12 protein-coding genes and 1 riboswitch are annotated in these 12,994 nt (G+C 72.0%); of the genes, 8 read left to right on the forward strand and 4 right to left on the reverse strand.

The window, feature by feature from the left end; translation table 11 throughout:
* The first annotated feature begins 164 nt into the window (after window positions 1-164).
* A riboswitch (SAM riboswitch) is annotated at window positions 165-321 on the forward strand.
* 17 nt (window positions 322-338) lie between these two features.
* From thrC to GFH48_RS22260, 6 genes are all read left to right on the forward strand, one after another.
* Window positions 339-1,658: a threonine synthase gene (gene thrC, locus GFH48_RS22235; protein WP_153289931.1), complete on the forward strand. Its 1,320-nt coding sequence runs from the start codon at window positions 339-341 to the stop codon at window positions 1,656-1,658.
* Window positions 1,659-1,785: 127 nt separating this feature from the next.
* Complete coding sequence (locus GFH48_RS22240) at window positions 1,786-2,061, forward strand: MoaD/ThiS family protein (RefSeq protein ID WP_153289932.1); 276 nt, start codon at window positions 1,786-1,788, stop codon at window positions 2,059-2,061.
* Window positions 2,062-2,515: 454 nt separating this feature from the next.
* On the forward strand, window positions 2,516-2,722 hold the full coding sequence (locus tag GFH48_RS22245) for a cold-shock protein (RefSeq protein WP_007493268.1): 207 nt from the start codon (window positions 2,516-2,518) through the stop codon (window positions 2,720-2,722).
* Between the two features lie 493 nt (window positions 2,723-3,215).
* Window positions 3,216-4,838 carry a chaperonin GroEL gene (gene groL / locus GFH48_RS22250; RefSeq protein ID WP_153289933.1) on the forward strand — a complete coding sequence of 541 codons (1,623 nt, stop codon included), beginning with the start codon at window positions 3,216-3,218 and terminating at the stop codon, window positions 4,836-4,838.
* A gap of 229 nt (window positions 4,839-5,067) precedes the next feature.
* Window positions 5,068-6,189 (forward strand): NADH:flavin oxidoreductase, encoded by a 1,122-nt coding sequence (locus GFH48_RS22255; RefSeq protein WP_153289934.1) that lies wholly within the window; start codon window positions 5,068-5,070, stop codon window positions 6,187-6,189.
* A gap of 405 nt (window positions 6,190-6,594) precedes the next feature.
* Window positions 6,595-8,145, forward strand: coding sequence for a carboxylesterase/lipase family protein (locus GFH48_RS22260; RefSeq protein ID WP_153289935.1), 1,551 nt, complete (start codon window positions 6,595-6,597; stop codon window positions 8,143-8,145).
* 63 nt (window positions 8,146-8,208) lie between these two features.
* Here the strand turns inward: GFH48_RS22260 and GFH48_RS22265 are convergent, their stop codons facing one another.
* The 3 genes from GFH48_RS22265 to GFH48_RS22275 form a co-directional block, all read right to left on the reverse strand.
* Window positions 8,209-8,796, reverse strand: a complete 588-nt coding sequence (locus tag GFH48_RS22265) for a hypothetical protein (RefSeq protein ID WP_153289936.1) — start codon at window positions 8,794-8,796, stop codon at window positions 8,209-8,211.
* Between the two features lie 145 nt (window positions 8,797-8,941).
* Window positions 8,942-9,889 carry an N-acetylmuramic acid 6-phosphate etherase gene (gene murQ, locus GFH48_RS22270; protein ID WP_153289937.1) on the reverse strand — a complete coding sequence of 316 codons (948 nt, stop codon included), beginning with the start codon at window positions 9,887-9,889 and terminating at the stop codon, window positions 8,942-8,944.
* Between the two features lie 154 nt (window positions 9,890-10,043).
* Window positions 10,044-10,967, reverse strand: coding sequence for a MurR/RpiR family transcriptional regulator (locus GFH48_RS22275; protein WP_153289938.1), 924 nt, complete (start codon window positions 10,965-10,967; stop codon window positions 10,044-10,046).
* A 55-nt stretch (window positions 10,968-11,022) separates the two neighbouring features.
* Here GFH48_RS22275 and GFH48_RS22280 point away from each other — a divergent pair, with 55 nt between their 5' ends.
* Entirely contained in the window at window positions 11,023-11,418 is a 396-nt protein-coding gene (locus GFH48_RS22280) for a hypothetical protein (RefSeq protein WP_153289939.1), read from the forward strand.
* A complete protein-coding gene (locus GFH48_RS22285; protein ID WP_153289940.1) occupies window positions 11,415-11,699 on the forward strand; it encodes a DUF4031 domain-containing protein in 285 nt (94 codons plus the stop codon). Before GFH48_RS22280 ends, GFH48_RS22285 begins: the two co-directional genes overlap by 4 nt.
* A gap of 186 nt (window positions 11,700-11,885) precedes the next feature.
* Here the strand turns inward: GFH48_RS22285 and GFH48_RS22290 are convergent, their stop codons facing one another.
* Window positions 11,886-12,989 carry a GNAT family N-acetyltransferase gene (locus GFH48_RS22290; protein ID WP_228120829.1) on the reverse strand — a complete coding sequence of 368 codons (1,104 nt, stop codon included), beginning with the start codon at window positions 12,987-12,989 and terminating at the stop codon, window positions 11,886-11,888.
* Between the last annotated feature and the right edge of the window lie 5 nt (window positions 12,990-12,994).

The raw sequence follows: 12,994 nt of genomic DNA on the forward strand, positions 1-12,994 counted from the left end.
CTGCGGCTCCTCACTGTCTGATCACCCGGTGTCCCCCGGTGTGATCCATCTCGCGGTTCGGACGACTATCTCAACTGTCCTGGCCTTCGGTTACAGTCTTGAACAACGCGGATGACCATCGCATGTCGTAGATCATCCCGAATTGAAGACCAACAACCGAATACCGCTCATCCAGAGGGGCAGAGGGATACGGCCCGATGAAGCCCCGGCAACCCTCCAGCCGGTCTCGTACCGATCATCGCTGATCGCGTCGCGGGGCTCCCGGCTCGGGAAGGTGCCAAATCCGTCTCACGGCGAAGTGCGTCGTGAGGAAGATGAGGAGAAAGGGCCTCGCCTCCATGGCTGCGCAGACTGTTGCAAGCACTCCGGACACCGTGACCTCCGCGAACCCGGCCGATTCCGCGCGATCCGTCGATCTGGGTCCCGCCGCCGCGCTCACCTGCCGCGAGTGCGGCCACCGGGTGCCGCTCGGCCCGGTCTTCGCCTGCGAGGAGTGTTTCGGACCGCTGGAGATCGCCTACGACTTCTCGGCCTACGAAACCGAGGAACTGCGGGCGCGCATCGAGGCGGGCCCCGCGAACATCTGGCGTTACGCGCCGCTGCTCCCCGTCCCGGCCGACGTCGCCGGCAAGCCGAACATCAACCCGGGCTGGACCAGGCTCGTCCAGGCGGACAACCTCGCCCGCGAGCTGGGTGTCGACCCCGGCCGGCTCTTCGTCAAGGACGACTCGGGCAACCCGACGCACTCCTTCAAGGATCGCGTCGTCGCCCAGGCCATCGAGGCGGCCCGTGCCTTCGGCTTCACCACCCTCTCCTGCTCCTCGACCGGCAACCTCGCCGGCGCGGTGGGTGCCGCCGCCGCCCGCGCCGGCTTCCGCTCCTGCGTGTTCATCCCGCACGACCTGGAGCAGGGCAAGGTCGTCATGGCCGCGGTCTACGGCGGCGAGCTCATCGGCATCGAGGGCAACTACGACGACGTGAACCGCTTCTGCTCCGAGCTGATCGGCGACCCGGCCGGTGAGGGCTGGGGCTTCGTCAACGTCAACCTGCGGCCGTACTACGCGGAGGGGTCCAAGACCCTCGCGTACGAGATCTGCGAGCAGCTCGGCTGGCGGCTGCCCGACCAGCTCGTCGTGCCGATCGCCTCGGGCTCCCAGCTGACCAAGGTCGACAAGGGGCTCCAGGAGCTGATCAAGCTCGGTCTCGTCGAGGACAAGCCCTACAAGATCTTCGGTGCGCAGGCCGAGGGCTGTTCGCCGGTGTCCGTCGCCTACAAGGCCGGTCACGACGTCGTACGGCCGCAGAAGCCGAACACCATCGCCAAGTCGCTCGCCATCGGCAACCCCGCGGACGGCCCGTACGTGCTGGACATCGCGCGGCGGACGGGCGGGGCGGTGGAGGACGTGAACGACGAGCAGGTGGTCGACGCGATCAGGCTGCTGGCGCGCACCGAGGGGATCTTCGCCGAGACCGCCGGTGGGGTGACGGTGGGCGTGGCCAAGAAGCTGATCGAGAACGGACTGCTCGACCCGACGCTCACCACGGTCGTGCTGAACACCGGTGACGGCCTCAAGACGCTGGACGCGGTGGCCGGTACGGGACTGACCGCGACCATCCGCCCCAGCCTGGACTCCTTCCGCGAGGCCGGCCTCGCGTAGCCGCCCGGCCGGGGAGGTCGTTCTCCGGCCACGGGCCCGTGGGAAGCCGGGCGCGCTGCTTCGCGCGCCGTGCCCCTGCCGGGGCGCTCCCCAGCCGTACCCCAGAATCCGACCGGGAGGTCATCGCATGAGCGTCAACGTCCGCATCCCCACCATCCTGCGCACCTACACCGGCGGCCGGTCCGAGGTGACCGCCGAGGGAGGGAACCTCGGCGAGGTGATCTCCGACCTGGAGAAGAACCACACGGGCATCGCCGCGCGCGTGCTGGACGACGAGGGCAAGCTGCGCCGGTTCGTCAACGTGTACGTCAACGACGACGACGTCCGCTTCGAGCAGGGCCTGGAGACGGCGACGCCGGACGGCGCCGGCGTGTCGATCATCCCGGCCGTCGCCGGAGGCTGACGGGCGGTTACCCACGGTGAGATCATTACCGTGGGTAATGCCAATCACCGAGAGTTCATCGAATTGCCCCCTCCGCGAGAGAAGCGGAGGGGGCAATTCTGTATGGTTGAGCACGGTACAGTTGGGGAACCGGCTTCGTTTTCCATGCCGGGTGCATATGAGTTCACGTCCGGCCTGCGGCAAGAAGTAGCCAAAATGCCCGGCGTTTTTGAGCCTTATGCGGCCTTTATAGGGCCCGAGTTGCCCTAAATATTCGCGAATTCTCCCTATATTCCCGATCGGCCGTGCCCAGAATTCTCGTCCGATTGACCTGTTGCAGACGGCAGTTGGACAGATACATTCAGCCGCGGTCGACGCGTTCCGGCGCACACCCCCAATCCGTTGGGGGGTGGAGGTCTGACCCGGGCCCGCGAAGTGCGGTCCTGTGCAAGGGCCAGTAATAGGGGAGTTAGGCATGGCTCAGGGCACCGTCAAGTGGTTCAACGCGGAGAAGGGGTACGGCTTCATCGCGGTCGACGGTGGTGCGGATGTTTTCGTCCACTACAGCGCGATTCAGATGGACGGCTACCGCACCCTGGAAGAGGGTCAGCGGGTCGATTTCGAGATCTCGCAGGGCCAGAAGGGGCCGCAGGCGGACATGGTCCGGCTCGCGACCGGCTGAAGCACGCGCCGACTGACTGTTCGACGTGACGAAGGGCTCGTATCCCTCTGGGGTGCGAGCCCTTCGGTATGCCCGTGGGCCGGTCGGGGGCCCGCCCGTGAGCCCTCCGCGGCCGGTCCGTGAACCCTCCGGAGCCGGTCCGGGAGTCCTGCGGGGGCTGTGCCTGGCCTCTCCCGGGACATCCGCGCGACCTCTTCGGGGCGCTCGCGCGACCCCCTCCGGGGGGCGGTCCCGGCTCCCGTGTTCACCTGGGGATCCACCCGAGTCGCTTGCACTCGGCAGGGGCGAGTGCTAATCATTGCGTTAGCACTCTGAAGGTGAGAGTGATAACGAAGGACCGGGTCGGTGAGGCCCGCAGGCCAGGTGGTGCAAGGAACCACGGGGCAGGCAGGCCGTCCGTCGCGGGCGCCAGCGCGGTCCGGAGCACCTCCCCCAGCGCTCGACTCCGCTCGGGCAGGGGGGACCCCCATCCGTCCTGGGAGGACCACTTCACATGGCCAAGATCATCGCGTTCGACGAGGAGGCACGGCGCGGTCTCGAGCGCGGGATGAACCAGCTCGCCGACGCCGTCAAGGTCACCCTTGGCCCCAAGGGCCGCAACGTCGTCCTCGAGAAGAAGTGGGGCGCCCCCACGATCACCAACGATGGTGTTTCCATCGCCAAGGAGATCGAGCTCGAGGACCCGTACGAGAAGATCGGCGCCGAGCTGGTCAAGGAAGTCGCCAAGAAGACGGACGACGTCGCCGGTGACGGCACGACCACCGCGACCGTTCTCGCCCAGGCGCTCGTCCGTGAGGGCCTGCGCAACGTGGCCGCCGGCGCCAACCCGATGGCCCTCAAGCGCGGTATCGAGAAGGCCGTCGAGGCCGTCTCCGGTGCCCTGCTCGAGCAGGCCAAGGATGTCGAGACCAAGGAGCAGATCGCTTCCACGGCCTCCATCTCCGCCGCCGACACCCAGATCGGCGAGCTCATCGCCGAGGCGATGGACAAGGTCGGCAAGGAAGGCGTCATCACCGTCGAGGAGTCCCAGACCTTCGGTCTGGAGCTCGAGCTCACCGAGGGTATGCGCTTCGACAAGGGCTACATCTCGGCGTACTTCGCCACCGACATGGAGCGGATGGAGGCGTCGCTCGACGACCCCTACATCCTCATCGCCAACTCCAAGATCGGCAACGTCAAGGACCTGCTCCCGCTCCTGGAGAAGGTCATGCAGTCGGGCAAGCCGCTGCTGATCATCGCCGAGGACGTCGAGGGCGAGGCCCTGTCGACCCTGGTCGTCAACAAGATCCGTGGCACCTTCAAGTCCGTCGCCGTCAAGGCGCCGGGCTTCGGTGACCGCCGCAAGGCCATGCTCGGCGACATCGCCATCCTCACGGGCGGCGAGGTCATCTCCGAGGAGGTCGGCCTCAAGCTGGAGAACGCGGGCATCGACCTGCTCGGCCGCGCCCGCAAGGTCGTCATCACCAAGGACGAGACCACGATCGTCGACGGCGCCGGCTCCGCCGACCAGGTCGCCGGCCGGGTCAACCAGATCCGCGCCGAGATCGAGAACTCGGACTCGGACTACGACCGCGAGAAGCTCCAGGAGCGCCTGGCGAAGCTGGCCGGCGGCGTGGCCGTCATCAAGGCCGGTGCCGCCACCGAGGTCGAGCTCAAGGAGCGCAAGCACCGCATCGAGGACGCCGTTCGCAACGCGAAGGCGGCCGTCGAGGAGGGCATCGTCGCCGGTGGTGGCGTGGCCCTGCTCCAGGCTTCCTCGGTCTTCGAGAAGCTCGAACTCACGGGTGACGAGGCGACCGGCGCCAACGCCGTGAAGCTCGCCCTGGAGGCCCCGCTCAAGCAGATCGCCGTCAACGGTGGTCTCGAGGGTGGCGTCATCGTCGAGAAGGTGCGCAACCTGCCCGTCGGCCACGGCCTCAACGCCGCGACCGGTGAGTACGTCGACATGATCGCCGAAGGCATCATCGACCCGGCGAAGGTGACCCGTTCCGCGCTGCAGAACGCCGCCTCCATCGCCGCGCTGTTCCTCACCACCGAGGCCGTCATCGCCGACAAGCCGGAGAAGGCCTCCGCGGCCGCTCCGGGCGGCATGCCGGGCGGTGACATGGACTTCTGATCCGCTCCGGCTGATCACTGTCCTGACGTTCCGAGGGCGGTACCCCTGTTCCCAGGGGTGCCGCCCTCGGGCGTGTCCGGGGTCACAGAAGGGTCCCGGTGGGTGCCGGAATGCGGCGCCGGGCCCGGCCGTTGAGGGGACGGGTGGTTGATGCGCATGCACATACCGTGCGGAATGCGTGTCAGTCGCCCGTCTGCTGACCGACCGACCTCTCCGAGGAGTCCCGTACGTGACTGCCAACGCCGCCTCCCGCGCCGCCGAGATCCTCTCCCGCCCCGTCGCCCTGAACGGCCTGACCGTCCCGAACCGGATCGTGATGGCACCGATGACCCGGCAGTTCTCGCCGGGCGGCGTGCCGGGCGAGAACGTCGTCGGGTACTACGCCCGCCGTGCCGCCGCGGGCGTCGGCCTCATCGTCACCGAGGGCACCTACGTCGGCCACGAGTCGGCCGGGCAGAGCGACCGCGTCCCGCGCTTCCACGGCGAGGAGCAGCTCGCGGGCTGGACGAAGGTCGCGGACGCGGTGCACGCGGCGGGCGGCACGATCGTGCCCCAGCTGTGGCACATCGGCATGGTGCGTGAGGCGGGCCAGCCGCCGTTCGCCGACGCCCCGCCGGTCGGGCCGTCCGGTCTGACCGCCGAGGGCGCCGAGGTCACCGGCAGGGCCATGACCCAGCGGGACCTGGACGACGTCATCGAGGCGTTCGCGAAGGCGGCGGCCGACGCCGAGCGCATCGGCTTCGACGGCGTCGAGCTGCACGGCGCGCACGGCTACCTGCTCGACCAGTTCCTGTGGTCGGGCACCAACCGCCGCACCGACGCGTACGGCGGCGACCCCGTGGCACGGGCCAGGTTCTCGGCGGAGATCGCGGCCGCCGTCCGCGACGCGGTCTCGCCGGACTTCCCGGTCATATTCCGCTACTCGCAGTGGAAGCAGCAGGCGTACGAGGCCCGGCTCGCCGAGACCCCGGAGGAGCTGGAGGCGATCCTGGCCCCGCTGGCCGAGGCCGGCGTGGACGTCTTCCACGCCTCCACCCGCCGCTACTGGCTCCCCGAGTTCGACGGCTCCGACCTCAACCTGGCGGGCTGGACGAAGAAGCTGACGGGCAAGCCGGTCATCAGTGTCGGTTCGGTCGGCCTCGACGGCGAGTTCCTGAAGGCCTTCCAGGGTGAGGGTTCCTCCGTCCGGGGCATCGACGACCTCCTCGACCGTCTGGAGCGCGACGAGTTCGACCTCGTCGCCGTCGGCCGCGCGCTGCTCCAGGACCCGGAGTGGGCGGCGAAGGTCCTCGCCGGCCGCTTCGACGAGCTGAAGGCGTACGACGCGGCGGCGCTGCGCACGCTCAGCTGACCGCCGCCCGGGGCGGGGCCGAGGCCCAAGGCTGAACCCGGCCCGGGTTCAGCCTTGGGCCTGGCTCTTGCCCGGCCCGGGTTCAGCCTTGGGCCTGGCTCTTGCCCGGGCCTGGCTCTTGCCCGGGCCTGGCCCTTGCCCGGCACCGGCCCGATCTTGGCCTCGGTCCGGCTGTGCTCGGCCCGGGTCGCGTGCGGTCCGGAATCGTTTCGTTCGGGGTCGGGGGCGGGGCCGGGGTTCAGGTCCCGGGCCGACCCGATGGGTTCGTGGGTGAGCGGCGGGCGGGTGTGCGGGTGGTTGTCGTCGGTGTGGCCGGTGAACACTCGCGCGCGGGTGTGAGCCGGCGCGGTGCGGATCCGTACCGTGGTGGTGTCGCTGCGCCGAGCCACCAGTGAGGGGTCACCCATGACGACAGCCGAGTCCCGTGAGCAGGCCGCCGGGTTCGCCGGGCCGGTGGTGCGGACCGCGAGCGGTGCGGTGCGCGGACGCCGGGAGGACGGCCTCGCCGTCTTCCGGGGCATCCCGTTCGCGCGGCCGCCGGTGGGGGAGGCGCGGTTCGCCGCGCCGCGACCCCCGCGTGCCTGGGACGGGACACGGGACGCGTACTCCTTCGGGCCGCCGCCCCCGCAGGAGACGGGGCTCCAGGGCCGTACCGGTGCGCCGGCCGCCCCGGCGGGCGACGACTGGCTGACGGTGAACGTCTGGACGCCCGACCCGGATCCGGCCGCCCGCCGCCCGGTGATGGTGTGGATCTACGGCGGCGCCTACAAGCTCGGCCACTCCGGCAGCCCCGGTTACGACGCCCGGCTCATCGCCCGCGACGGCGATCTCGTCGTCGTCACCCTCAACTACCGCGTCGGCGTCGAGGGTTTCGCCAGGATCGAGGGGGCGCCCGCCAACCGGGGCCTGCTCGACCAGGTCGCCGCCCTGGAATGGGTGCGCGAGAACATCACGGCGTTCGGCGGCGATCCCGGACAGGTCACCGTCTTCGGCGAGTCGGCCGGTGCCGGTTCGGTGGCGTCGCTGCTGGCCATGCCGCGGGCCGCCGGACTGTTCCGGCGGGCGATCGCGCAGTCCGTGCCGGGCCCGTTCTTCTCGGACGAGCTGGCCCGGGACATCGCGTCCGCCATCGCCGCCGAGGCGGGACTGCGCCCGACCGCCGCCGACCTGGCCACCGTCGATCCACGCCGGCTGCCCGAGGCGGGGGCCGCGGTGGGGGCCGGCATGCGCGCCCACCAGGAGCGGTGGGGACCGGTCGCCCACACGATGACGCCCTTCTCACCGGTCGTCGACGGCGAGGTGCTGCCGACCACGCCCTGGCAGGCGCTGGCGGCCGGCGCGGCACGGGACGTGGAGCTGATCACCGGGCACAACCGGGACGAGTTCCGGCTGTTCATGGCGCTCGGCGGCTCGCTCGGGCAGATCACCGACGAGGACGCGACGGCCGCCCTGCGCAGGTTCGCACCGGGTCCGGACGGCGAACGGGCCTACCGAGCCGCCTTCCCCGACGCCTCGCCGGGCGAGCTGTACGAACGCGTCCACACCGACTGGCTGTTCGCCATGCCCTCCCTGCACCTGGCCGAGGCGCAGATCACCGGCGGCGGCCGTGCGCACGTCTACGAGCTGACCTGGCCGGCCCCGGGCGGCGGCGGTGTCCTGGGCGCCTGCCACGGCCTGGACGTCCCGCTGCTGTTCGGTACGTTCGGCGCGGACCTCGGCGCGCTGGTGTTCGCGGGTGCCGGGCCCACGCCCGAGGCGGAGGCGTTGTCGTCCCGGCTGCGCGCGTCCTGGACGGCGTTCGCGACGTCGGGCGATCCGGGCTGGCCGGCGTACGAGACCGGGCGACGCCTGACGCAGGTCCTCGACGCCGACCCCGTGGTCACCGGCTACCCGCGGGAGACGGCGCGGAGGCTCTGGGAGGGATACGACTTCCCGGCGCTGCCGCTGGCGGGGTGAGGGACGGGGGCCGGCGGGGCCCGCCTCCGTACCGTCTGCCGGTCTGGTGGCCGGGGACCCGGGCTACAGGTTTCCCATCGGTTCGATGTCGACCTTGACCGGTGTGCCCCAGATGCGCAGCACCTCGTAGTCGGTGAACTCGTGGACCAGGCGGTAGGCCATCCCCGGCCGGGGCGTGCGGCGCTCCGCGGCGAGATAGCGCTCGGCCTCCTGGCGGTCGCGGCGCGGGGTGCCGCACAGCGCCCAGGCCTGTCCCGTCCACACCTCCGGGAGCCAGCGCTGCTGGGGCTGGGGGCGGTCGGCGCGCACGCCGTACCGGGACATCGCGCGCTCGGGGGACTCGTCCGGGCCGGTGGGGCGGGCGTGCGCGTAGGCGTCGTTGACCTCGGTGCGGCGGGCTGCGCGACGGCGCGTCTCACAGAGCAGGCAGAGGTCGGCGGCGGCCGCGTCCACCGGGCCGTTCGGGTGCTCGGCGCAGCGGGTCGTGGGCACCGCCGTGGTGACCGTCTCCTCCAGCAGGTCCAGGGCCCGCTTGAGGTCGGCCTTGACCTCGTGCAGCTTCGCGTCGGGCGTGTCGGCGTTCAGCGCGTCGCCGTGCTCGCCGAGGACGCGCAGGGCCCGGCCGAGGGCGGTCAGCTGTGCGTGGTTCATGCGTCCACCCTGCCACGCCGCACCGACAACCCGGCGGGGCCGGGGAGAGGGGCCGCCCGGAGGGACCGTCGTGCGCGGCGGCCGGGCGTGCGAGACCGTTCCCCGCACGCGCCCCGGCCGCGGGCGTACGCCGCGGGCGTGCCGGTCAGCGGGGTGCCGTCGCGAGTGCCGCGCGCAGGTGGCCGTCGTTCTCCTCCAGGAGGCGGGCCGCCGTCGGTCCGTCCACCCCGCCGAGGAGGGCGAGGATGGCGTTCTTGACCTCTCCGCCGGTGGCCGTGAGGGCCTGCTCGATCTCCTCGTCCGAGGCGCCGGTCGCGAGCGCGACGATGCGCCGGGAGCGGGCGCGGAGTTTCTCGTTCGAGGCCCGGACGTCGACCATCAGGTTCCCGTACGTCTTGCCGAGCCGGATCATCGTGATCGTCGAGAACATGTTGAGGACGAGTTTCTGGGCCGTGCCCGCCTTCAGGCGGGTGGAGCCGGTCAGCAGCTCGGGGCCGACGACGATCTCGATGCCGTGCTCGGCGGCGGCCGCGAGCGCGCTGTCCGCGTTGCAGGACAGGCCGATGGTCAACGCGCCGTGTGCGCGGGCGTGTTCGACGGCGCCGACGGCGTACGGGGTGCGGCCGGAGGCGGAGATGCCGACCACCGTGTCGTCGGGGGTCAGGGAGAGTGCCTCCAGGTCGGCCGCCGCCAGTTCCCTGGAGTCCTCGGCGCCCTCGACCGAGGTGACCATGGCGCCGGGGCCGCCCGCGATGAGGCCCACGACCTCGGAGGGGTCGGTGTTGAAGGTCGGCGGGCACTCGGAGGCGTCCAGGATTCCGAGGCGGCCCGCGGTGCCCGCGCCCGCGTAGATCAGCCGGCCGCCGCGGGACATCCGCTCCGCGATGTCGTCGATCGCGGCGGCGATGACGGGGAGCCGCTCCGCGACGGCCGCCGGCACGGTCGCGTCCTCGGCGTTCATGAGCTTCGTGATCTCCAGCGTCGGCAGCCGGTCGATCTCGGAGAGTTCGGGGCGGAACGCCTCGGTGGTCAGCGTCTCCAGCTCGGCACGCAGATCGCGGTGGTTGGAGGAGGCGTCGGCGGTGGAGGTCATGTGGAGCGGCTCTTTCCGGTGCGGGGTGACAAGGGTGTGCCCTATCGGGGGCGCTGGGGTGGGACCGGTGCGGTCCGGTCGCGTGGGCGGGCCGGGCGGGAGCGGCCCGGTGTTCTCGTACGGTCTCCGGCCTCTTTCGGCCCGTGGCGGTGCGCTACCGCGTACGCCTCCGGGGGGCGTGCCGGTGTGCCAGCGCCTCGTACGACGCGGCCAGCGCGGGCGCCGCCGTCTCGTACGTCCGCTGCGCGACCCCCACGAACAGGCAGTCGACCACCAGCAGCTGGCTGGTGCGGGAGGACATCGCCGCCGGGCGCAGCTCGCTCTCGCGGGCCGTGGAGGTGGTGAGGATGTGGTCCGCGTACTGCGTCACGGGCCCGTCCGGGCGGCCGGTGATCGCGATCGTGGTGGCCCCGCGCTCGAAGGCGACCCGGAGCGGCTCGATGACGTCGCCGGTGGCGCCGGAGTGGGTGATCGCGACGGCCACGTCCTTGGCGCGCAGTTGCACCGCGTTGGTGACGGCGAGGTGCGGGTCGCTGTGCGGGTGGGCTATGAGTCCGATGCGCAGGAGCTTCTGGGCGAGGTCCTGGGCGACGAGCCCGGACGCGCCGACCCCGTAGATGTCGACGCGGCGGGCGGTGGCGAGCGCGGCGACGGCAGCGCCGAGCTGGACCGTGTCGAGCGCGGCCGCGGTGTCGGCGAGGGTCTGCTGCTCGTCGTAGGCGAGCTTGGCGACGACGTCGGCGATGGGGTCGTCGACCGCTATGTCGGCGGTGACCGCGGGGGCGCGGCCCGACTGCTGCTGGGCGGCGAGGCCCGCGAGCGCGAGGCGCAGGTCGCGGTAGCCGGGGTAGCCCAGGAGGCGGGCGGTGCGCACGACCGTCGCCTCGCTGGTGCCGGTGAGCTCGGCGAGGCCGGTGACCGTGAGGGACGCGCAGCCGGCCGGGTCGGCGGCGACGGCCTCGGCGACCCGCTGCATGGAACGGGTCATCGACGGAGCCAGCGTCCGCACCTTGGCCGCGAGGGCGGCCGGAGCGGGCGGGGCCTCACCGGCGAAAATTTCCTTCACTTCTCGGGTCACCTCTGAAAGATATTTTCTGCTGGGGTATCCGGTCAAGGGTGCGCACAATGGGTGCATGGCCCCCCACAGTGATCCCATCAGCCCTCTGGAGCAGGCGTTGCACGCGGCTCGTGCCCTCGTCCTGGCCGACCTGGTCGCCGGGGAGGTGGCCGAGGCGGACGTCGTCTCGCTCGTCGAGGACTCGGTGGTGCAGCGCCGCTGGTGGGTCGAGCAGTGGCCGGAGGGTGCCGGTTATGTCGCCGGACTGGTCGCCCAGGACGTCCAGGACGCGCTCCTGGAGCGGTACGGACGGTGGCCGCTGTGCCCGGTCTGCGGCTCCGGGGACCCGCACGCGCTCGACGTCGAGCCGGAGTTGGGGCCCGACCCGCACTGGGTGTGCCACAAGGCCGGTGTGAAGGTCGCGTCGGTGGGCACCCTGGCATCGGCCTCCGGCGACACCCCGTCCTCGTGACCGTCTACATCGACCCGCCCACCTGGCCGGGGCACGGCCGCCTGTGGTCCCACCTGATCAGCGACAGGTCGTACGACGAACTGCACCGGTTCGCGGCCGGCCTCGGCGTCCCGACGCGCGCCTTCGAGCGCGACCACTACGACCTCCCGGCCCACCGTTACGCGGACGCCGTGCGCGCCGGGGCGGTGGAGGTCGGCAGCCGTGAGGTGGTGCGGCTGCTGTACGGGGCGGGGTTGCGCCGGCGCAAGCATCCGGGCCGGGGAGCGCCGGGACCGGCGTGAGCCGGCGGTCACCGGCCGCCCCCGTCGCGGCCCCGGCGCCATGGAGAAGCGCGGGCCGGCCGTAAGCGGGCGGGACGGACGGCGGGGGCCGGGCGGCGTGGGCGGGGCGGGACGGACGGCGGGGGCCGGGCGGCGTGGGCGGGGCGGGACGGACGCGGCGGGCGGCGTGGGCCCCGCGGGCGCGGGTCAGTCCTCGCGGGCGTACACCCGCAGGGCCGGGTCCGGACCGGTCAGCTCGTACGCGAACTGGTCGGCGTCCTCGCTCACCCGGGTGAAACCGGCGCGCGCGACGACCCGTTGGGAGGCGGCGTTGTCCCGGTCTATGACCGCGAAGAGGACCTTCACATCGTCGCGGGCGAGGTACCGGGCGGCGAGGGCGCCGAGCGCCTCGGTCGCGTAGCCGTGGCCGCGGGCGCCTTCCGCGAGGTCGTAGCCGACCTCGGCGCGGCCCTCCTCGTCGGGTGCGCCGTGGAAGCCCAGGGCGCCGACGGCCGCACCGTCCGCGGTCCGTACGAGTACGAACATGCCCCACTCCGGGCGGTGCGCGCCCGCCTCGTACGCCTTCACGATCATCCCGGCGGCGTCCCGGGTGCCCTCGAAGGGGCCGCCCTCGATCCACCGGAAGCCGCCCGTGCCGCCCGCGAGCAGATCGGCGGCGGCCGCGGGTGTGACGCCCGCGAGGGTGAGCCGTTCGGCCTCGATCACCAGGTCGTTGTTCCAGCGCCACTCGGTGAGCGGGGCGCGGTCCGGCAGTTCGCCGCGGCCGGTCGCCCACAGCAGGGTGGGCCAGGGGGCGTGGCCGGGCCGCACGTGCGGGAAGATCCGGGCGAGGACGTCCTCGCACAGCTCGGCCGGGGGCTCGTAGGCGACCCCCAGCCCCTGTGCGATGTCGTGCGTGTGCAGCAGCACCTCGGTGACGCCCATCGCGGCGAAGCCCTCACGGCCGGCGCTGCGGAACGGGTAGGGGTGGAAGGCGCGCAGCTCGCGCGGTGCCGTACGGACGGCGGCGGCGAGCAGGGCGCCGGTCGCCTCGATCACGTCGACGACGTCCGCCGTGCCGGTGCCGTCGTCCATGACGATCTCGAAGGGCAGATAGGCGTCGCTCGCGCGGCCCGCCAACTGGCCCGCGTACGCGATGAGGTCGGACGCGATGTGCTCGGCCGTCCTCCGGCAGCTCCACTCCAGACGGCCCGCCCGCGCCCCGTCCCAGTCCCGTCCGGTCACCGTCCGCAGCAGTGCCACGGCCCCGGTGACGGCTTCCTGCACCCGGTCCCCACCCATGTCTCGCATGCCGG

The organism is Streptomyces fagopyri, assembly GCF_009498275.1.
In the GTDB taxonomy this organism is placed as follows: domain Bacteria; phylum Actinomycetota; class Actinomycetes; order Streptomycetales; family Streptomycetaceae; genus Streptomyces; species Streptomyces fagopyri.

Bases quoted from the DNA above. Each gene is read 5' to 3' on its own strand.
- murQ (WP_153289937.1), bottom strand. From the start codon at position 9,889: ATGACCTCCACCGCCGACGCCTCCTCCAACCACCGCGATCTGCGTGCC.
- groL (WP_153289933.1), top strand. From the start codon at position 3,216: ATGGCCAAGATCATCGCGTTCGACGAGGAGGCACGGCGCGGTCTCGAG.
- GFH48_RS22280 (WP_153289939.1), top strand. From the start codon at position 11,023: ATGGCCCCCCACAGTGATCCCATCAGCCCTCTGGAGCAGGCGTTGCAC.
- GFH48_RS22260 (WP_153289935.1), top strand. From the start codon at position 6,595: ATGACGACAGCCGAGTCCCGTGAGCAGGCCGCCGGGTTCGCCGGGCCG.
- thrC (WP_153289931.1), top strand. From the start codon at position 339: ATGGCTGCGCAGACTGTTGCAAGCACTCCGGACACCGTGACCTCCGCG.
- GFH48_RS22245 (WP_007493268.1), top strand. From the start codon at position 2,516: ATGGCTCAGGGCACCGTCAAGTGGTTCAACGCGGAGAAGGGGTACGGC.
- GFH48_RS22240 (WP_153289932.1), top strand. From the start codon at position 1,786: ATGAGCGTCAACGTCCGCATCCCCACCATCCTGCGCACCTACACCGGC.
- GFH48_RS22265 (WP_153289936.1), bottom strand. From the start codon at position 8,796: ATGAACCACGCACAGCTGACCGCCCTCGGCCGGGCCCTGCGCGTCCTC.
- GFH48_RS22290 (WP_228120829.1), bottom strand. From the start codon at position 12,989: ATGCGAGACATGGGTGGGGACCGGGTGCAGGAAGCCGTCACCGGGGCC.